The organism is Micromonospora sp. NPDC048871, assembly GCF_043198155.1.
In the GTDB taxonomy this organism is placed as follows: Bacteria; Actinomycetota; Actinomycetes; order Mycobacteriales; family Micromonosporaceae; genus Micromonospora.
Genome location: NZ_JBICUM010000020.1, coordinates 1 through 19,560 on the forward strand (window position 1 = coordinate 1; position 19,560 = coordinate 19,560).

Consider the following 19,560-nt stretch of genomic DNA (forward strand, 5'->3'; position numbering starts at 1 on the left):
CGACCACCGTGTGGATCAACAAACCAGCAGCTCAACCCGCAGATCTACAGAACACCTGACCACGAAAACGTCTCACTTGACTTGACAGGTTCCGGGCTGGCCGCCTTGGACGGCGAGTTACGTGGCTCTCCGAGCGACGGCCCGGAACCGGACGTCGAACTGCCCGGCCCAGGCGACATCGTGGTGCCACTGCGACTGCGGTACGACGGTGGGGAGTTGGCCTTCATCAGCACCATCGCGACGTTCGGTACGCCACTGGACGTCACGTTGGCCGAACTGTCCATCGAGTCCTTCTATCCGGCGGACGAGCGTACGGCGGCAGTGCTGCGCGAACGCAGCCGACGGTGACCGTGCCCCCTGCCCTTGGAGGTCGTGAAGTGTCCGCTACCCGGCAGACCGTAGACACGCTGCTGTCCCACATCGTCGCCGGTGCGGCACCCGAGCGAATCGCCGAGCTGTACGCCGACCAGGTCGACTGGCGGGTCAACTGGCCGAGCACCGAGCACCTCGACGTGCCGTGGATCCGTCCGCGATCAACCCGTGCCGACGTCGCCGACCACCACCGCACGCTGGCCGCGGCCACCGTGCCCGGCCAGGCCGAGGCGACCGTCACCGGCATCCTCGTCGACGGGCCGGACGCCGTGGTGTTCGGCCAGGTCGCCCAGACGTTACGCCGTACCGGCAAACGGTTCACCGCTCGTTTCGCCCTGCACCTCACGGTCGCCGATGGCCGGATCGTCCGGCACCACGTTTACGAGGACAGCCTCGCCATCGAGGCCGCCTGCCGGAGTTGACGCCCGCAGCTGAACGACGGCAAGGGCCGACCCCGTGCGGGGCCGGCCCTTGCCGTTCGTGCTGGTGGATCGTCAGCTGGTGGCGCTGTAGCCGCGGGTGGCGATCCAGTCGGCGAGGTTGTCGGTGGTGAGCCAGTATTCGGCGGTGTCGGGGTTGGCCGAGTCGGCGATCTTGACCTGCTCGCCGTTGTCGCGGTAGCCGGTGACGCTGATGTAGTGGCCGCCTTCGTAGCTGTGGGTGGTGCCGGTGGTGTCGGTGGTGGTGCCGGCGATGTTGGCGACTACGGCGCGGCCGTCGTCGACGGTGCGCTTGATGTCGTCGCGCAGCTTGTCGGCGTGCTTGTCGGCGGCCTTGGCGTCGGGGATCTCCACCGACTTGTAGACGTTCTTGCCGGTCTCCTTGTTCAGCACGGGGGTGATGTCGTTGATGGAGTTGGTGCCGTCCTCGGTGGTGCCCATGCGCTTGGCCATGTCGTGCTGGTCGATGTCCTTGCCCTGGACGGACAGGGCGTTGCGGGTGGCGGCGGGGCCGCAGTAGTAGAAGGTGTCCTGGGCTTCGTAGCGCACGTCGAGCTGCCGTTCGCTCTGGTGGTCGCGGGCGGCGGCGACGCCGGGGGTGGTCTGGGCGGCGATGGCGGGGGCGGCGATGCCACCGGCGGTGGCGGCGGCAGCGGCGATGGTCAGGGCGGTCTTACGCAGGATGGTGGTAGCCATGATGGGTTCCGCCTTCCGTTCGGGGGTGTACGCGGCGAGCGAAGGGGGTCGCGGCGGCCGCGCAGTAAGGGGGAAGATCGTGGTGCGGGGCTCTGGCCCCTGCTCCGGCATCGGGGGACCCGCTGGGCCGCTCACGATGTCCGGGAGATGTGTAACGCCGGGTGGGCCTCGGTCATTCCGGCCCGGCATCCCGGGGGCGCCGTGTAGGAGGCGTCGTGGTTACCCCCTGTACAACGACGGGGCTGGGGGGCATCATTCCGCCGCTGCGGTGACCCAGGTCACCACTTAGTGGGACAAACCGCCCAAAGCGCCGCCCGGGTTGGGGCGATGATCGACTCCGTTGCGCCGGAGTGGCGGTCTCTCGCCGGCCTGGACCCCGCCGTTTCGGCGTAATGGTGAGGGACGTCGCGCGACTGACCGATCAGCCCTGAGCGGAGCGGATCGCGCCTTGGGCCGACGGCGCGGATCGGGGCGCGGGGACGGGTGGCTGGGTCGGCCAGGGCACCTCGGGTGAGGGGTGGTACGCGATCCCGGCCGCCGTCCAGCGCGGGCCGTGCCCGGCCAGGCGCTGCCGGAAGTCGGCCCAGTCGTGCGCGGATCGGGGCGACCAGGCCAGTTCGGCGATCGCGGGTAGCCGGGGGAAGAGCATGAACTCGACCTCGGTACGGGTGGTCACCGACTCCGTCCACAGGGGAGCTTCCACCCCCAGCACGGCCTCGGGCGGTACCCCGGTCAGGTGGGTGGCCGGGTCCCAGTCGTACGCCCGGTGGGCGTCGATCAGGGCGGCCCAGTCGTGTCCGATCGGGGTGTCCGGGGCGTACTTCATGTCCAGGTAGGTGCGGTCGGCGGGGGAGAGGATCACCCGGGCCCCCTGGCGTACCGCCTCGGCGGTGACCGGGTCGTCGGGGCGGGTGCCCCACCATTGCAGGATCCGCCCGTCGAGGTGGGCGGCGGGGGCGATCTGGTGCCAGCCGATCACCGTCTTGCCCAGCCCGGCCACGGTCCGCTGGACCCGCTCTACGAAGCGGGCGTACACCTCGGCGGGCACCTTGAAGGCCTCGTCGCCGCCGATGTGCAGCCACCGGCCGGGGGTGAGGGCGGCGACTTCGCCGAGGACCTCGGCGACGAAGGCGTACGTCCGCTCGCTGGTCGGGTCGAGGTAGCTGAACCCGACCTCCGTGCCGGTGTACGGCGGCGGTGCGATCCGGTCCGGGGCCAGTTCCGGGTAGGCGACCAGGGCGGCGTTGGTGTGGCCGGGCAGGTCGATCTCGGGGATGACGGTGATGTGCCGGGCGGCGGCGTACGCCACGATCCTCCGGTAGTCGGCCTGGGTGAAGTACCCGCCGGGGCCTCCGCCGACCTGGGTGGCCCCACCGAGGTCGGCCAGCCGGGGCCAGGAGTCGATCGCGATCCGCCAACCCTGGTCGTCGGTGAGGTGCAGGTGCAACCGGTTGAGCTTGTACCGGGCCAGGTGGTCGATGACCCGCAGCACGTCGGGGACCCCGAAGAAGTGCCGGGCCACATCGAGCATGGCGCCCCGGTGGGGGTACCGGGGGCGGTCGAGGATCGACCCGCCGGGCAGCACCCACCGGTCGGTGACCGGGGTGGCGCTCTCCACGGCGGCGGGTAGCAGTTGCCGCAGGGTCTGCACCCCGCAATGCAGGCCGGCGGGGGTGCCGGCCCGCAGGCGTACCCCCTCGGGGGTGACATCCAGCCGGTAGCCCTCGGGGCCCAGGTCGGCCTCGCCGGTGAGGTGCAGGACGATGCCGTCGGCCGGGGGTTGCCCGGTGATCTCGGTGACCGGCAGGGGGTAGCCGGTGGCCGGGCGGAGCAGGGCGGCCAGTTGCTCACCGACGGCCAGGGCGGCCGGGTCGGCGCTGACCCGGATCACCGCCTCGGTGGGCAGCAGGTAGTCGGCGCCGGGGTCGGGCTCTACCCGCTCGGGGGCGGGCACCACCTGGCCCAGCCGGATCGGCGCCGGGGCGAGCAGCGCCGCCGCCGCCCGCTCCGCCGCGCCCGCCAACTCCCCGGCGGTACGCGGGCCGGCGTACCCGGTCGGGTCCAGGGGCTTCGGGGTGGTGTCGGGCAGGGGGGACACGAAGAGCTCCGAGGGGGTGTATTCGCGGCGGGTATGGCAATGGTGCGAGGTGTGGTGACGGTACGTGTCGTCAAGAGTACGGCGCAGCGCGCAATTGCTTGTTCGTGTTTATGGAAGCGTTCCCAGAAACTCCGACGAACGCGGAAAGTGGTGATTGCTGTGCCCATTGTCACCGAATGGCCCCAGGCTGCGCCTTGTTCGCTTAGCCTTCGCCCACCGATCGGCACAGCACCCGGATTGCCAGTGAGGGCTTTCGGGGTACAAAAAAACTGAACCTTCGTTAAGTGTCAGTCCGGGCGCGTGGGAGGCTCTGGTGACAGTGCAGGAAACGGTCGAGCACAAGTACGTCTACGACTTCGCCGAGGGCAACAGGGATCTCAAGGACCTGCTCGGTGGCAAGGGTGCCAACCTGGCCGAGATGACCCACCTCGGCCTGCCGGTTCCGCCCGGCTTCACGATCACCACCGAGGCGTGCAAGGCGTACCTGGCCAGCGGGGAGCAGCCCGCCGGGCTGGCCGACCAGATCGCCGCCCACCTGGCCGCCCTGGAGCAGGGCATGGGCCGACGCCTCGGTGACCCGGAGGACCCACTGCTGGTCTCGGTGCGGTCCGGGGCGAAGTTCTCCATGCCGGGCATGATGGAGACCGTCCTCAACGTGGGACTCAACGACCGCAGCGTCGTCGGGTTGGCCGCCCAGGCCAACGGCAACCAGCGGTTCGCCTGGGACTCCTACCGGCGACTGATCCAGATGTTCGGCAAGACCGTCTGCGAGGTGCCCGGCGAGGAGTTCGAGCACGCCATCGACGAGGCCAAGCGGGCCAAGGGCAGCACGGACGACCTGGACCTGGACGCCGAGGACCTGCGGGCCCTGGTCGACACGTACAAGAAGATCTTCAGCAAGCACACCGGGCGGGAGTTCCCGCAGGACCCTCGCGAGCAGCTCGACCTGGCCATCCGGGCGGTCTTCGACTCGTGGAACGCCGAGCGGGCGGTGATCTACCGCCGGCAGGAACGGATCCCGGCCGACCTGGGCACCGCGGTCAACGTGGTGGCGATGGTCTTCGGCAACCTGGGCCCGGACTCCGGCACCGGGGTGGCCTTCACCCGTGACCCGGCCAGCGGGGCCCAGGGCATCTACGGCGACTACCTGGCCAACGCCCAGGGGGAGGACGTGGTCGCCGGCATCCGCAACACCGTGCCCCTGCAGGAGTTGGAGCGGATCAACAAACCCGCCTACGACAAACTGCTGGACTACATGGCCCGGCTGGAGCGGCACTACCAGGACCTCTGCGACATCGAGTTCACCATCGAACGCGGCAAGCTGTGGATGCTGCAGACCCGGGTCGGCAAGCGTACGGCCGCCGCCGCCTTCGTCATCGCCGGTCAACTGGTCGACGAGGGCCTGATCGACCTGGACGAGGCGCTGCACCGGGTCAACGGGGCCCAACTGGCCCAGCTGATGTTCCCGCGTTTCCAGCTCGACCACGGCTTCGAGCCGGTGGCCACCGGCATCGGCGCCTCGCCGGGGGCGGCGGTCGGCAAGGTGGTCTTCACCTCGGCCCGCGCGGTCGAGTTGGCCGGTCAGGGTGAGGACGTCATCCTGGTCCGCCGGGAGACCAACCCGGACGACCTGAACGGCATGATCGCCGCCAAGGGCATCCTCACCTCCCGGGGCGGCAAGACCAGCCATGCCGCCGTGGTGGCCCGGGGGATGGGCAAGACCTGCGTCTCCGGCGCCGACGAGTTGGACATCGACGTGCCGAAGCGGCGGATCACGGTGGCCGGTCGGACGGTCACCGAGGGGGAGGTGGTCTCCATCGACGGCACCACCGGCAAGGTGTACCTGGGTCAGGTGCCCGCCACCCCCTCGGAGGTGGTGCAGTACTTCGAGGGTGAGCTCGACCCGGAGGCCACGGACGACGCGCTGGTCCAGGCCGTACACCGGATCATGTCGCATGCGGACACCCGGCGGCGGCTGGCGGTACGCACCAACGCCGACACCGGTGCCGACGCGGCGCGGGCGCGGCGGTTCGGGGCCGAGGGCATCGGGCTGTGCCGCACCGAGCACATGTTCCTCGGTGACCGACGGGAACTGGTCGAGCGGTTGATCCTGGCCCGGGAGGCCCCGGAGCGGGAAGCCGCCCTCGCTGCCCTGCTGCCCCTGCAGCGGGCCGACTTCGTGGAGATCTTCCGGGCGATGGACGGGCAGCCGGTCACCGTCCGGCTGATCGACCCCCCGCTGCACGAGTTCCTCCCGCCCCTGGAACAGCTCGCGGTCGACGTGGCGGTGGCCCAGGAACGCGGCGAGGACGTGGCCAAGGAGGAGGCCCTGCTGGCCGCGGTACGCCGGATGCACGAGGAGAACCCCATGCTGGGGCTGCGCGGGGTCCGCCTGGGCCTGGTCATCCCCGGCCTGTTCGCGATGCAGGTCCGGGCGATCACCGAGGCCGCCGTGGAGTGCACCCGCCAGGGGGTACGCGCCTGCCCGGAGATCATGGTCCCGCTGGTCGGCGCGGTTCAGGAACTGGAGACCGTACGCGCCGAGGCCGAGAAGATCATCGCCGAGGTGGCCGGTGGCAGCGATGTCGAGGTGCTGATCGGCACGATGATCGAGGTGCCCCGGGCGGCCCTGACCGCCGGGCAGATCGCCGAGGCGGCCGAGTTCTTCTCCTTCGGCACCAACGACCTGACCCAGATGGGCTGGGGCTTCTCCCGCGACGACGTGGAGGGTGCCTTCTTCTGGCGCTACCTGGAACTGGGCATCTTCGGCATCTCGCCGTTCGAGTCGATCGACGCCGACGGCATCGGTCGACTGGTGCGGATCGCGGCCGAGGAGGGCCGGGCGGCTCGCCCCGGACTCAAGCTGGGGGTGTGCGGCGAGCACGGGGGCGACCCGGACTCGGTGCACTTCTTCCACGCCGTAGGACTGGACTATGTCTCCTGCTCGCCGTTCCGGGTGCCGGTGGCCCGGCTGGAGGCGGGCCGGGCGGCCGTGGTCACGGCGGGCTCGGACAGCCGCTGAACGACTCGGGTCGGCGGGCGCTGGTCCGCCGACCCAGCTCGGCGGCCGACCCGGTCGGGCTCAGATCGGCGGGCGGCGCCAGGTGATGTGCGGGTCCCGGCGGGGACGCTGGCTTGGCAGGGTGGACATCGGGGTACGCACGGCCAGTGGGGTGTGTGGATCGGTCTGCAGCGGCGTCAGGGGGGTCGATCGGCGGCAGGCGGCCAGGGTCGGCCCGGCCCGATCAACCATCGCCAGCGCCTCCTCGCGCAGCGCGACCAGGTCGGCGCCGGGGGCGGCCACCAGGGTCAACAGGGCGTCCCCACCGGCCGGATAGGTGATCACACAACCCGCCCCGGTGTGCACCACGGACTCGTGGAAGGGGCCCTGCCGGACGGTCGCCGCCATCCGGTTGCCGACGCCGTAACTCGCCGCCGCCAGGGCGGCCAGGTAGGTGGCCTCCTGAAGCGGCAGGTCGCTGGAGATCAACAGGCCGTCCGTGCCGGCGAGCACCGTGCCGGTCACTTCGGGCCTACGTCGGCGCAGCCCCTGCAACTCGGTGCCCATCATCGTTTCCGCGTTCACGAGCGTTTCTCTCCCACCGGTTGTGTCGCCGCTCAACAGGTGACGTTCCGCGATGGCGACGCTACCCGTGGATGTCGATTAACGCGATCCCGTGACCGTCGGCAATCGGACGACAACTCTAGTCTGATCGGAGGATGTGAACCCTTCGGCCGCAGTTCGTCGTCGCGCCGTCCGGCGCGGCCGGGCGTAACCTGAGGCTCGCCGGAGGACCGTCGTCGCAAAGGGGTGCCGGATGAGTGTGCGTACCGGGCTGTCGGGGCTTGCCGGTCACCGGTCGGAGGTGTCGGCATGACCAGTGTCTGGACCAGTCTGACCGTCGATGCCCGTGATCCGGCCCGGTTGGCCCGCTGGTGGGCCGAGGTGCTCGGCTACCAGGTGGTCACCGAGCAGCCCGACGAGGTGGAGATCCGGCAGGCCGCCGACCGGTTGCCCGGCATCGTCTTCGTGCCGGTGACCGATGCCAAGGAGAACAAGAACCGGCTGCACCTGGACCTGCGACCGGCCGACCGGGAGGCCGAGGTGGAACGACTCGTCGACATGGGTGCCCGGCATGTCGACGTGGGCCAGAACGGCAGCGACTGGACGGTGCTCGCCGACCCGGAGGGCAACGAGTTCTGCGTACTCGCACCACGTGGGGACTGACGCGCAGCGGCGGGTGTCCGAGCCGGTCAAGGACGCCGGGGGAGACCGGTCACCGTACGAGCGGGACCGGGCCCGGGTGCTGCACTCGGCGGCCTTCCGCCGGCTCGCCGCGAAGACCCAGGTGCACACGGCCGGCACGGACGACTTCCTGCGTACCCGACTGACCCACTCGCTGGAGGTGGCCCAGATCGCCCGGGAGATGGGGGCGCGACTGGGCTGCGATCCGGACGTCGTCGACACCGCCGGGTTGGCCCACGACCTGGGGCACCCGCCGTTCGGACACAACGGCGAAACCGCCCTGGACGCGGTCGCCGCCGCCTGCGGCGGCTTCGAGGGCAACGCGCAGACCCTGCGGGTGCTGACCCGCCTGGAAGCCAAGGTGTACGCCGCCGACGGCACCTCCGTCGGGCTCAACCTCACCCGCGCCTGCCTGGACGCGGTCAGCAAGTACCCCTGGCCGCGTCGGCCGGGTCAGCGCAAATTCGGGGTGTACGCCGACGACCGGCCGGTCTTCGACTGGCTGCGGCAGGGGGCGCCGACCGGGGAGCGGCGCTGCCTGGAGGCGCAGGTGATGGACTGGGCCGACGATGTCGCGTACTCGGTGCATGACGTGGAGGACGGCATCCACGGTGGATACCTGACCCTGGACCTGCTGCTGGCCGACCCCGAGGAGCGGGCCGCCCTCTGCGCCGACGTGGCCGCCACCTACTCCGCCGAGCCCTCGGACTACCTCGGCCAGGTGCTGACGGAGTTGCTAGCCGATCCGCTGCTGGCCCCGCTGGCCGGATACGACGGCAGCCACCGGGCCCAGGCCGCCCTCAAGGCCACGACAAGCATGCTGACCGGCCGATTCGTGGCCACCGCCGTCGCAGCCACCACGGCCCGGTTCGGCCCCGGGCCGCACCGCCGCTACGCGGCCGACCTGGTGGTGCCCCGGTCGCTGCGGGCCCAGTGCGCCCTGCTCAAGGGCATGGCCCTGCGCTACGTGATGCGTCGTCCCGGGGCGCAGGGGCGCTACCAGCGACAACGGGAGATCCTCACCGACCTGGTCCGGATGCTGACCGACCGGGCACCCGAGGCCCTGGACCCGGTCTTCGCCCCCCTGTGGCGCGCCGCCCCGGACGATGTAGCCCGGCTGCGGGTGGTGGTCGACCAGGTGGCCTCCCTGACCGACCCCGCCGCCCTGGCCTGGCACACCCGCCTGGTCGCCTGACCCTGCTGCTTGCGGTCCTGGCGCCGGCCTGGCTAGCTGACGTCGGCCTGGCACGCCCGCCTGCTGGGCTGACGCCGGCCGGTCGGGCTCTGGCGGGTGAGGCTAGCCTAACCAGATGACCGAGCGCCCGAAGACAGTCACCGCCGCCCGCGTGGTACGCACCGAACGACCCACCGCGCATGTGGTCCGAGTGGTGTTCGGGGGACCTGAGCTGATCGGCCTGCCGGTGGGCGAGTTCACCGACCACTACATCAAGATCGTCTTCCCGGTGCCGGGGGTCGACTATCCGCGCCCTATGGAACTCGCCGCGATCAAGCGTGAACTGCCGCGTGAGCACTGGCCCCGGCTGCGGGCGTACACCGTGCGGGCCTGGGATGCCGAGACCGGGCAGATGACGGTCGACGTGGTGCACCACGGCGAGACCGGTCTGGCCGGGCCCTGGGCCGCCGCCCTGCGACCCGGCGACGAGGTGCTGTTCACCGGCCCCGGTGGGGCGTACGCCCCCAGCCCGGAGGCCGACTGGCACCTGATGGTCGGCGACGAGAGCGCCCTGCCGGCGATCGCCGCCTCCCTGACCCGGCTGCCGGTGGGCGCCCCCGCGCACGTCTTCGTCGAGGTGGACAACCCGTCCGACGAGCAGCCCCTGCCCAGCCCCGGCAACGTCCACCTGACCTGGCTGCACCGCAACGGAGGCAAGGTCGGCGCGGCCCTGGTCTCCGCCGTCCGGGAACTGGAGTTCCCGCCCGGCACGGTGCACGCCTTCGTCCACGGCGAGGCAGGCTTCGTCCGCGACCTCCGCCGCTACCTGCGGGTCGACCGAGCCATCCCCCGCGAGGCCCTCTCCATCTCCGGCTACTGGCGCCAAGGCTTCGACGACGAAGGCTGGCGCGCCACCAAACCCGACTGGAACCGCCAAGTAGAACTAGACGAACACCCCACCCCCACCCCCACCCCCACCCCCACCCCCACCCACCCACCCCGTTGATCATGAGGTTGGCGGCACTTTTGTAGATCAAGTCCGCTGTCAACCTCATGATCGACGGGGCGAGAGTGGGTGAGGGGGAGAGTGGGTGGGGGTGGTGGGTGGGGGTGGGGTGGGCGGGGGAGGATGGGGGGAGATAGGCAGAAGGGGGTGGGGGTGTGGCGGGGCGGATTCGGGATGAGGACATCGCGCTGGTTCGGGAGCGGGCCTCCATCGCTGAGGTGATCTCCGACACGGTGACCCTGAAGTCGGCGGGGGCGGGCAACCTGAAGGGGTTGTGCCCGTTCCACGACGAGAAGAGTCCGTCGTTCAACGTCTCGCCCGCACGCAACGTCTGGTACTGCTTCGGCTGCGGTGCCGGTGGCGACGCCATCAAGTTCCTGATGGACGCCGAGCATCTGAGCTTCGTGGAGGCGGTGGAGCGGCTCGCCGCCCGGGTCGGGCTGCAACTGCGGTACGTGGAGGACGACCGGTCCGCCCCCCGCCGGGAGCGACCCCAGCAGGGACAGCGGCAGCGGCTGGTCGCCGCGCACGCCGCCGCAGTGGAGTTCTACACCGCCCAACTCACCACGGCCGGTGCGCGTACCGCCCGGGAGTTCCTCGCCCAGCGGGGCTTCGACCGGGCCGCCGCCGAACGGTACGGCTGCGGATTCGCCCCCGAGGGCTGGGACCCCCTCACCCGGCATCTGCGTCAGCGGGGGTTCAGCCACGACGAACTGGTAGCCGCCGGGCTGTCCCGACCGGCCCGCTCGGGCAGCCTGATCGACCGGTTCCGGCGTCGGCTGCTCTGGCCGATCCGCGACCTGACCGGCGATGTGATCGGCTTCGGCGCCCGCAAGCTGTTCGACGATGACGACGGACCGAAGTACCTCAACACCCCCGAGACCCCGATCTACAAGAAGTCCCAGGTGCTCTACGGCATCGACCAGGCCAAGCGGGAGATCGCCAAGCAGGGTCGGGTGGTGGTGGTCGAGGGGTACACCGACGTGATGGCCTGCCACCTGGCCGGGGTACCGACCGCGGTGGCGACCTGCGGCACCGCCTTCGGCGGCGACCACATCGGCGTACTGCGTCGGCTGCTGCTGGACACCGACGCCGTGGCCGGGGAGATCATCTTCACCTTCGACGGGGACGCCGCCGGGCAGAAGGCCGCCCTGCGCGCCTTCGAGGACGACCAGCGCTTCGTCGGGCGTACCTTCATCGCGGTCAGCCCCGACAACATGGACCCCTGCGACCTACGCCTGGCAAAGGGCGACCTGGCCGTACGCGACCTGGTCGCGCGCCGCGAGCCGCTGGTCGACTTCGCGCTGCGCCACGTGATCAGCCGGTACGACCTGAACACCGTCGACGGTCGGGTCGAAGCCATGCGCCGGGCCGCGCCGCTGGTAGCCAAGCTCAAAGACCAGGAAAAACGCCCGGAGTACGTCCGCAAGCTCGCCGGTGACCTCGGCATGGAGATCGAGCCGGTGCAGCGGGCCGTCATGGCCGCGGCTGCCGGTCGACCGGTGGACGGCCCGACGCGTCCGACGCGCAGCGAGCCGAGCGTGGACAGTCCGCAGTCGATGGTGGAGCGGGAGGCGCTGAAGCTGGCCCTCCAGGAGCCGGTGCTGGCCGGGCCGATGTTCGACGCGATCGAGGCGACCGACTATCGGCACCCGGTGCACGTGGCGGTGCGTACGGCCATCGCCCAGGCCGGTGGTGCCGCCTCCGGGACCGGCGGCGCGGTGTGGGTGGAGGCGGTCCGCGACGCCTGCGAGGACCTCGCGGCCCAGGCCCTGGTCGGTGAGTTGGCCGTGGAGCCGCTGCGGATCGACGGCGAGCCCGACCCGAGGTACGTTTCGATCACCATGGCCCGCCTGCAGTGGGGCTCGGTCACCGCCCGGATCCGGGAGTTGAAGTCCCGGATCCAGCGGATCAACCCGGTCAGCAACAAGGACGAGTACTTCGCCACCTTCGGTGAGCTGCTCTCACTGGAGCAGCACGCCCGGGCCCTGCGTGAGCAGGCGGCGGGAGGATTGTGATGATCAGACTGTTCCGGCGTCGGCCCAAGTTGCCGTCCACCGCCCGGCCACCCCTGGAGCGTGACGAGCGGGTGCTGGCCTGGGCCTCCGTCGGCAACGGCGAAGGCGACGGGGTGGTCGTGGCCAGCAACCTGGGGCTGTGGCTGCCCGGACGCGGGCACCGGATCGGCTGGCACGACATCGTCAAGGCGGCCTGGTCGGGCCGGGAACTCACCGTCACCTGCGGTGAGCAGGTCGCCGAGCGGGAGGGTTACCTGGTGATCGCCGACCGTCCGGCGGAACGCTACCTGCTGCTAGACCCGGGCGAGCTGCCCCACCAGGTACGCACCCGGGTCACCAAGTCGGTGGTGTACACCCAGCACTACGCCCTGCCCGGCGGTGCCGGCCGGATCGTCGGTCGGCGAGTGCCCGGGGTGGATGGTCTGACCTGGATGGTCCACTACGACCCCGGCACCCCCCACGACGACGAGGCGGTGATCGCGGAGACCGACCAACTGGTCGCCGCGGCCCGCGCCGCGACCACCCCTCAGGACCTCTGAGTAGGCCGCTTGTCGGGCGAGGGCGCTCAGCGGGGGCGGGCCCAGGTGAGGAAGCGGTCGGCCAGGACCTGCGGCGGAAGTTGGCCGTGCAGGTCGTCGGTCGCGTCGTACACGCCCGGGTGAGCCACCCCGGCCGTCCCGGTCCGTTGAGGGGGAACACCTCCGTCGGCGCGGTCGCCCACGCCGGTCGCTCGACGGTTTCGGGCGGTGTACCCGGTGGCGGTGGCCGGCCGGCGGGGGTGTCCGGCCCGGCCAGCGGAGGCCGGTGGGGCGGTGTGGGCCATGGCGCGGGCGGTAGGGGGCGGCTGTTGCGGATGCGTCGGGGAAGCGTGGACGCCGTCAAGGGTCGGCATTGCCAGAACTTGAGTCGCATGGAGCCTCCGTCGAGGTGTGAAGGGGCGCCGGGCCGATGGTCGGTGCCGGCGCCCCGGCCTGGTTCCGCCCGCCGTCCGATCCCGTGAGCGGTCCCGCTGCGTGACAGTCTGGTGAGGATGCGACTACGGTGGGAGGCCCGGCACGGTGACGACCAGGGCGTCCAAGCCGGTTTCCAGGCGGTACGAAGGTGTACGGAGGCTGTCCGTGGAACGCTCGTCCATGTTGGAGCACTTCGCGGAGGAACTTCGGCTGGCTCGCACGGTCACCGGCATGTCGCAGAGCGCCCTTGCCGAGGCGCTGAGCTATTCGCCCGCCCTGGTCGCCAAGGTGGAGACGGGTGAGCGGCGACCCAGCCTCGACTTCGCCCGCCGCTGCGACACCGTGTTCGGCGCGGACGGCCGGTACGAGCGCATCCAGCGCCGCATCAGCCGCGAAACCGTGGTCCCCTGGTTCCGCGACTGGCCCGGCATCGAGGCCGAAGCCACCGCCCTACGCTGGTTCGAGCCGTTGTACGTGCCCGGCTTGTTGCAGACCGAGGGCTACGCCCGTGCCATCTTGGACGGTGCCGGGTTGTTCGCGTCGGATGAGATCGAGCAGCAGTTGACGACCCGGCTGGACCGTCAGACGGTGCTTACCCGAGACCGTCCGCCCCTGCTCACGGCGGTCATCGACGAGTACGTTCTGCGTCGTCGGATCGGCGAGCCGGAGGTGATGCGCGAGCAGTTGCGGCACCTGGTGAAGCTCGGATCGACGATGCCTCGGCTCCGAATTCAGGTGGTGCCGCTGTCGGCCGGAGCCTACCCGGGGCTCGACGGACCCTTCGTGATCGCTACCTACCCACAAGGCGATGATGTGGTCTACCTGGAGGGGCAGCGTCATGCGCAAGTCCTCGACCGTTCCGAGTTCGTGCGGCAGATGGTCGAGATTTGGGAGTCGATCCGGGGTGAGGCACTATCGCAGCAGCAGTCCCTCGACCTGATAGCGGAAGTGGCGGAGACATGGAACTGACCGGCGCCCGGTGGCGCAAGAGCACCCGCAGCAACGGCGGCGGCGGCGCCTGCGTGGAGGTGGCTGACAACCTGCCCGGCGTGGTGGCCGTACGCGACTCCAAGGACCCGACCGGGCCGACGCTGGCGTTCACGCCGAAGTCCTGGCAGACGTTCGTCGCACAAATCTCCGAGCCCTCGTAGCCCAACTCGCCTCGCCTCGCTGTCGGATTGGGCCGATCCCTCGTGAATCTTGGACAGTTGTCGTTACGGGAAAACGGCAAGTGTCCAAGATCTGGTGGCTAGGTGGGGTGCTGGGGGCCACTGTGGGCGGATGATTGTTCCCGACGAGCGCGCTGGGGCGCTGGAGTGGCTGGCTTTCGAGCAGGCCGGGGTGCTCACCTTCGCGCAGGCCCGCACGGTGCTCTCCGAGGGCACGGTACGAGGGCTGGTGCGCTCCGGGCGGTGGCGTGCGATCAGCCGAGGGCTGCTGTTGGCCGGTAACGGGCGGTTGACCCGGGACCAGCAACTGTGGGTGGCCGTCCTGGCCGCCGGACGGGGTGCGGTCCTCGCGGGAGCCACGGCGGCCATCGAAGCCGGGGTACGTGGGCTGCGGCTGGAACCCGTGCATGTGCTGGTGCCGGCGGCCCGTCGGGCGGCGCGTACGACCCTGCGCCGGATGCCGATCGACATGGCCGCCGTGGTGGTACATCGGACGGCGGTGTTGCCCGCCGAGCACCTTCAGGTCGGTCGTCCGCCCCGGACCACCACGGCGCGGGCGTTGGTCGATGCGGCCGGATGGGCCTCGTCCACCCGGCAGGCGCAGGAGATCATCGCGGCCGGCTGTCAGCAGCGGCGAGTGCTGCCCGGGGAGTTGGCGGCCGTACTCGATGTGCTGCCCCGGGCGCCCCGACGGCTGTTGATCCGGCAGACCATCGACGATATCGCCGGTGGCGCCCAGGCCCTCAGTGAGATCGATTTTGTTCGGCTCTGCCGACGGGCCGGGTTGCCTGAGCCCGAACTCCAGCAGCGGCGTACCGACGCGGCCGGTCGGATCCGCTGGTTGGATGCGTACTGGCGGCAGTGGCGGGTGCATGTGGAAATCGACGGTGCGCATCATCTGGACGTCCGCCATTGGGCTGCGGACATGCAGCGCCAGAACGATATCTGGACCACCGGGGATCGGATCCTCCGATTTCCCGCCTGGCAGGTCCGGGCCCACCCGGACCAGGTGGCCGACACCGTACGCCGTGCCCTGCTGGCCGCCGGATGGCGACCCGACAACTGAATCTTGGACAGTTTTCGATAGCGCCGAGCGCCAACTGTCCAAGATTCACGGGGGATCGCCGAGAGATTGTCGCTGGTCGATGTGGATTGTGGGTGGGGGGTTGGGGGTGTCGATGGGAGGTTAGGTGGGGGCGGTGGCCGGGCATGTCGTCGTCGGCGACCGAGTCGAGGGAGGGGCGATGGCCTCCGAGAATTCATCCAGCCGGGACGGGCGCGGCTCCGCGCAGCCGGCCAACCCCGAGCCTGCCCGGCCCGACGACGACCAGGCCGCCCGGTCCGACGGCAACACCGAGACCCGGCCGCGCGACCAGGACGCCCGGTCCGACGGCAACGGCGGGAGTCGGGCGTACGGCGGGGATGCTGGGGTGGGGCGGGATGAGCCGCGCAAGCCGACGCACCTGTCGTGGCGGGAGTGGGTGGCGGCGCTGCGTCGGACGGTGCGGGAGTTCAGCGACGACCGGCTGGGCGACTGGGCGGCGGCCCTCACCTACTACGGGGTGTTGTCGATCTTCCCCGGCCTGTTGGTGCTGGTCTCGTTGCTCGGCCTGCTCGGCCCCTCGGCCACCGAGGGGGTGCGGGACACCGTGGACGAGGCGGTGCCGGAGCAGAACATCCGCCAGATCATCGACGCGGCCATCGACCAGGCGCAGAGCAGCGGCGGACTGGCTGGGCTGGCGGCGATCGTCGGTCTGCTGGCGGCCTTCTGGTCGGCCTCCGGTTACGTCGCCGCGTTCATGCGGGCCGCCAACGCGATCTACGACGTGCCGGAGGGGCGGCCGATCTGGAAGACCCTGCCGATCCGGGTGGCGGTGACCGCGGTGATCGGTGCGCTGCTGCTGACCAGCGCGGTGATCGTGGTCTTCACCGGCCGGATCGCCGAGCATGTCGGGTCGGCGCTCGGGGTGGGGCGTACCGCCGTGACGGTCTGGGATCTGGTCAAGTGGCCGGTGCTGTTGGTGCTGGTCAGCCTGATGTTCGCCATTCTTTACTGGGCTACGCCGAACGCCCGGCAGGGCGGGTTCCGGTGGGTCAGCCCGGGTGGCGTGCTGGCGGTGCTGCTCTGGCTGCTGGTCTCCGGGGCCTTCGCGGTCTATGTGGCGAACTTCGGCTCGTACAACAAGACCTACGGCGCCCTGGCCGGAGTGATCATCTTCCTGGTCTGGTTGTGGTTGAGCAACGTGGCGATTCTGCTCGGTGCGGAGTTCGACGCCGAGTTGGCCCGGAGTCGGGCGATCGCCGGGGGTCTGCGGCCGGTCGATCGGGAGCCGTACGTCGAGCTGCGTGATGATCGCAAACTGCGTTCGAAGGATCACCCTCCGAAGTTGTTCTGACCTGCGGTAAGGGGATGGGCGGGCGGCGGCGCCAGCTTTTGCTAGATCCAACAAAAGTTGGTCCAGATTCGCTCTAAGGTCTGGACACCGCGCATCGACGGCTCCTACTGTGTCGGGCACCACGCATCGATATTTCATCGACGTGAACTAGTCCGGTGGAGAGGTGAGCCGTGCATACCGCCGACCCCCTGCACGTACGGCTGCTGCGGCTGCTCCGTAACGAGGGAGCGCTGTCGCGCGCCGAGCTCGCCGACCGGCTGCAGATGCCCCGCCCCCGGCTCCTCGCCGAGCTGGAACGACTGGTCGCCCTGGGTTTCGTCGCGGAGGCCGGCAAGGCCGCCTCCCGAGGCGGACGCCGCTCCACCCTGGTCGAACTCAGTCCCCACCTGCGTTTCGCCGCGGTGGACCTGGGGGCCAGCTCCATCGACGTCGAGGTCGTCAACGGCCGCCTCGAACCGGTGGCCGCGTACGCGGAGGCGGCCGACATCCGGACCGGGCCCAAGGTCACCCTCCAGCGGGTCAACGAACTGCTGCACAAGGCCCGGGTGGACGGCGCCTATGACCGGCTCGACGCGGTCGGCATCGGGGTACCCGGCCCGGTCAGCTTCCGCGACGGGGTGCCGGTGTCCCCGCCGATCATGCCCGGCTGGGACCGCTTCCCCGTCCGTGAGCTGCTCACCCGCGAGCACGGCTGCCCCGCCGTGGTCGACAACGACGTCAACATCATGGCGATCGGGGAGCGGCACGGCGGGGTCGCCCACTCCGTCGACGACTTCCTGTTCGTCAAGATCGGCACCGGCATCGGCTGTGGGATCTACCTCAGCGGCGAGGTCTACCGGGGCACGGACGGTTGCGCCGGGGACATCGGCCACATCCAGGTGGACCCGCACGGGCCGATCTGCTCGTGCGGCAACGCCGGTTGCCTGGAGGCGCTGTTCAGCGGGGCGGCGTTGGCCAAGGACGCCACCGCCGCGGCGCGTACCGGTGCCTCGCCCGCCCTGGCCGAACGGCTCAGCGCCAACGGCACGGTCACTGCCCTGGACGTCGCCGCCGGTGCGGTCGAGGGGGACGTCACCTGCATCCAGCTCATCCGCGAGGGCGGCCGGCGGGTGGGTGGGGTGCTGGCCGGGCTGGTCAGCTTCACCAACCCCTCGATGATCGTGATCGGTGGCGGTCTGGCCCACCTCGGGCATGTGCTGCTTGCCGAGATCCGCAGCGTGGTCTACCGCCGCTCGCTGCCGCTGGCCACCGGCAACCTCCCGGTGGTGCTCTCCGAACTGGGTCCGCGGGCCGGGGTCGCCGGTGCCGCCGTACTCGCCAGTGACCTGGCCTTCGGGGAGGCGACGTGAACCGCCGACAGTCAACGTGGAGTGGAGCACCGGCATGAGTGAAACCGGACATCCCCTGGTCGAGGCGCCCGCCGACACCGTCGCCGGTGAGGTGGTGCTGCGACTGTCCGACGTGGTGAAGACCTTCCCCGGGGTACGCGCCCTGGACGGGGTGCAGTTGGAGGTCCGCGCGGGCGAGGTGCACTGCCTGCTGGGGCAGAACGGTGCCGGCAAGTCCACCCTGATCAAGGTGCTGGCCGGGGTGCACCGGCCCGACTCGGGGCTGGTCGAATGGCGTGGCCGGCCGGTCGGCTTCGCCAACCCCCAGGCCGCCATGCGCGCCGGCATCGCGACCATCTACCAGGAACTCGACCTGGTCGAGGACCTCTCGGTCGCCGAGAACGCCTTCCTCGGCCACGAGCCGCGCAGCTTCGGCTTCATCCGCCGGGGTCACATGGCCCGCCGTACCCGACAGATCCTCGGTCGGCTCGGGCACGCCGAGATCCCGCCCGGGCGGATGGTCCGGGCGTTGCCGGCGGCCGGTAAGCAGGTGGTCAGCATGGCCCGCGCCCTCTCCCACGAGGCCCGACTGATCATCATGGACGAGCCGAGCGCGGTGCTCGCCCACGACGAGGTGGACAACCTGTTCCGGATCATCCGCGAGTTGACCGCCCAGGGCATCGCGGTCATCTACATCTCCCACCGGCTGGAGGAGATCCGCGAGATCGGGGACCGGGTCACCGTCCTCAAGGACGGCCGGACCACCGCGGCGAACCTGCCCGCCCGCGACACCCCCACCCGTGACCTGGTCTCCCGGATGACCGGCCGCACCATCGAGTACGTCTTCCCGGAGCGCGCCGCCGGCACCAGGGTCGGCCAGACCCTGCTGGAGGTGCAGGGGCTGACCCGCTCCGGCGAGTTCGCCGACGTCTCCCTGACGGTCGCGGCCGGCGAGATCGTCGGCATCGCCGGGCTGGTCGGTTCCGGTCGCTCCGAGGTGCTGGAGACCATCTACGGGGCCCGTCGCGCCGAGTCGGGCACCGTCCGGATGTCCGGCAAGACCCTGCGGCCCGGCAGTGTCGGTGCCGCCGTACGGGCCGGTCTGGGCATGGCCCCGGAGGAGCGCAAGAGCCAGGCCCTGCTGCTCGGCGAACCGATCTACCGCAACGTCACCCTGGCCACCTTCGCCCGCTACGCCCGGCTCGGCTTCACCGACGTCGGCAAGGAGCGGGCTGAGGCCGACCGGATCGCCGAGAGCCTGGAGATGCGGCCGCGGGACGTGGGTAGGCCGGTACGGACCCTGTCCGGTGGCAACCAGCAGAAGGTGGTGGTCGGGCGCTGGCTGCTCGGCGGCACCCGGCTGTTGCTGCTGGACGAACCCACCCGGGGCGTGGACGTGGGCGCCCGAGCCGAGCTGTACCAGGTGATCCGGGAACTCGCCGCGCAGGGCGTCGGGGTGCTGCTGGTCTCCAGCGAGGTACCCGAGGTGCTCGGCCTGGCCGACCGGGTGCTGGTGATGCGGGAGGGGCGGGTCGTGCGTACCGCACCCGCCGCCGAACTCGACGAATCCACCGTCCTCGACCTCGTGATGTCGGGGTCCCTGATGGAAGGCGCAGCGGCATGAGCGAGCGTCAGCGAGCGAATCATCGATACAGCGTGCACAT

General features: G+C 70.7%; 16 protein-coding genes and 1 pseudogene. 14 read left to right on the plus strand and 3 right to left on the minus strand.

Annotated features, from left to right (window positions below; genetic code table 11):
- Positions 1–96: 96 nt before the first annotated feature.
- Both ACGFIK_RS26530 and ACGFIK_RS26535 read left to right on the plus strand, forming a co-directional pair.
- Positions 97–348, plus strand: a pseudogene (locus tag ACGFIK_RS26530) (transcriptional regulator); the annotation flags it as partial.
- Positions 349–377: 29 nt separating this feature from the next.
- On the plus strand, positions 378–794 hold the full coding sequence (locus ACGFIK_RS26535) for a nuclear transport factor 2 family protein (protein WP_393341946.1): 417 nt from the start codon (positions 378–380) through the stop codon (positions 792–794).
- Between the two features lie 72 nt (positions 795–866).
- Here the strand turns inward: ACGFIK_RS26535 and ACGFIK_RS26540 are convergent, their stop codons facing one another.
- Both ACGFIK_RS26540 and ACGFIK_RS26545 read right to left on the minus strand, forming a co-directional pair.
- Positions 867–1,508, minus strand: a complete 642-nt coding sequence (locus tag ACGFIK_RS26540) for a C39 family peptidase (RefSeq protein WP_393341948.1) — start codon at positions 1,506–1,508, stop codon at positions 867–869.
- Positions 1,509–1,929: 421 nt separating this feature from the next.
- Positions 1,930–3,606, minus strand: a complete 1,677-nt coding sequence (locus tag ACGFIK_RS26545; RefSeq protein ID WP_393341950.1) for a beta-N-acetylhexosaminidase — start codon at positions 3,604–3,606, stop codon at positions 1,930–1,932.
- A 313-nt stretch (positions 3,607–3,919) separates the two neighbouring features.
- Here ACGFIK_RS26545 and ppdK point away from each other — a divergent pair, with 313 nt between their 5' ends.
- Complete coding sequence (gene ppdK / locus ACGFIK_RS26550; protein WP_393341953.1) at positions 3,920–6,628, plus strand: pyruvate, phosphate dikinase; 2,709 nt, start codon at positions 3,920–3,922, stop codon at positions 6,626–6,628.
- A 60-nt stretch (positions 6,629–6,688) separates the two neighbouring features.
- Here the strand turns inward: ppdK and ACGFIK_RS26555 are convergent, their stop codons facing one another.
- Positions 6,689–7,192 carry a roadblock/LC7 domain-containing protein gene (locus ACGFIK_RS26555; RefSeq protein WP_327024555.1) on the minus strand — a complete coding sequence of 168 codons (504 nt, stop codon included), beginning with the start codon at positions 7,190–7,192 and terminating at the stop codon, positions 6,689–6,691.
- Positions 7,193–7,480: 288 nt separating this feature from the next.
- Between ACGFIK_RS26555 and ACGFIK_RS26560 the strand changes: the two genes are divergently transcribed.
- The 11 genes from ACGFIK_RS26560 to ACGFIK_RS26610 all read left to right on the plus strand — a co-directional run bounded on the left by ACGFIK_RS26560 (position 7,481) and on the right by ACGFIK_RS26610 (position 19,520).
- A complete protein-coding gene (locus tag ACGFIK_RS26560) occupies positions 7,481–7,834 on the plus strand; it encodes a VOC family protein (protein WP_393341955.1) in 354 nt (117 codons plus the stop codon).
- The gene (locus ACGFIK_RS26565; protein WP_393341957.1) at positions 7,824–9,047 is read left to right on the plus strand and encodes a deoxyguanosinetriphosphate triphosphohydrolase; all 1,224 of its coding nucleotides are present in this window, start codon (positions 7,824–7,826) and stop codon (positions 9,045–9,047) included. The genes ACGFIK_RS26560 and ACGFIK_RS26565 overlap by 11 nt, the downstream gene beginning before the upstream one ends.
- Positions 9,048–9,162: 115 nt before the next feature.
- Complete coding sequence (locus ACGFIK_RS26570; protein WP_393341959.1) at positions 9,163–10,032, plus strand: siderophore-interacting protein; 870 nt, start codon at positions 9,163–9,165, stop codon at positions 10,030–10,032.
- Between the two features lie 155 nt (positions 10,033–10,187).
- Positions 10,188–12,050 carry a DNA primase gene (gene dnaG / locus ACGFIK_RS26575; RefSeq protein ID WP_393341961.1) on the plus strand — a complete coding sequence of 621 codons (1,863 nt, stop codon included), beginning with the start codon at positions 10,188–10,190 and terminating at the stop codon, positions 12,048–12,050.
- Between the two features lie 2 nt (positions 12,051–12,052).
- On the plus strand, positions 12,053–12,589 hold the full coding sequence (locus tag ACGFIK_RS26580; RefSeq protein ID WP_393341991.1) for a hypothetical protein: 537 nt from the start codon (positions 12,053–12,055) through the stop codon (positions 12,587–12,589).
- A 579-nt stretch (positions 12,590–13,168) separates the two neighbouring features.
- Complete coding sequence (locus ACGFIK_RS26585) at positions 13,169–13,972, plus strand: helix-turn-helix transcriptional regulator (protein WP_327024560.1); 804 nt, start codon at positions 13,169–13,171, stop codon at positions 13,970–13,972.
- Complete coding sequence (locus tag ACGFIK_RS26590; protein WP_327024561.1) at positions 13,963–14,154, plus strand: DUF397 domain-containing protein; 192 nt, start codon at positions 13,963–13,965, stop codon at positions 14,152–14,154. Before ACGFIK_RS26585 ends, ACGFIK_RS26590 begins: the two co-directional genes overlap by 10 nt.
- A gap of 130 nt (positions 14,155–14,284) precedes the next feature.
- The gene (locus ACGFIK_RS26595) at positions 14,285–15,238 is read left to right on the plus strand and encodes a DUF559 domain-containing protein (RefSeq protein ID WP_327024562.1); all 954 of its coding nucleotides are present in this window, start codon (positions 14,285–14,287) and stop codon (positions 15,236–15,238) included.
- A 178-nt stretch (positions 15,239–15,416) separates the two neighbouring features.
- A complete protein-coding gene (locus ACGFIK_RS26600; RefSeq protein WP_327024563.1) occupies positions 15,417–16,568 on the plus strand; it encodes a YihY/virulence factor BrkB family protein in 1,152 nt (383 codons plus the stop codon).
- Between the two features lie 170 nt (positions 16,569–16,738).
- Entirely contained in the window at positions 16,739–17,917 is a 1,179-nt protein-coding gene (locus ACGFIK_RS26605) for an ROK family transcriptional regulator (RefSeq protein ID WP_327024564.1), read from the plus strand.
- Between the two features lie 34 nt (positions 17,918–17,951).
- Entirely contained in the window at positions 17,952–19,520 is a 1,569-nt protein-coding gene (locus tag ACGFIK_RS26610) for a sugar ABC transporter ATP-binding protein (protein WP_327024565.1), read from the plus strand.
- The last annotated feature ends 40 nt before the right edge of the window (positions 19,521–19,560 follow it).

Coding starts and splice junctions, on each gene's coding strand:
- ACGFIK_RS26590 (WP_327024561.1), top strand. CDS start 13,963: ATGGAACTGACCGGCGCCCGGTGGCGCAAGAGCACCCGCAGCAACGGC.
- ACGFIK_RS26600 (WP_327024563.1), top strand. CDS start 15,417: ATGGCCTCCGAGAATTCATCCAGCCGGGACGGGCGCGGCTCCGCGCAG.
- ACGFIK_RS26540 (WP_393341948.1), bottom strand. CDS start 1,508: ATGGCTACCACCATCCTGCGTAAGACCGCCCTGACCATCGCCGCTGCC.
- ACGFIK_RS26595 (WP_327024562.1), top strand. CDS start 14,285: ATGATTGTTCCCGACGAGCGCGCTGGGGCGCTGGAGTGGCTGGCTTTC.
- ACGFIK_RS26610 (WP_327024565.1), top strand. CDS start 17,952: ATGAGTGAAACCGGACATCCCCTGGTCGAGGCGCCCGCCGACACCGTC.
- ACGFIK_RS26570 (WP_393341959.1), top strand. CDS start 9,163: ATGACCGAGCGCCCGAAGACAGTCACCGCCGCCCGCGTGGTACGCACC.
- ACGFIK_RS26560 (WP_393341955.1), top strand. CDS start 7,481: ATGACCAGTGTCTGGACCAGTCTGACCGTCGATGCCCGTGATCCGGCC.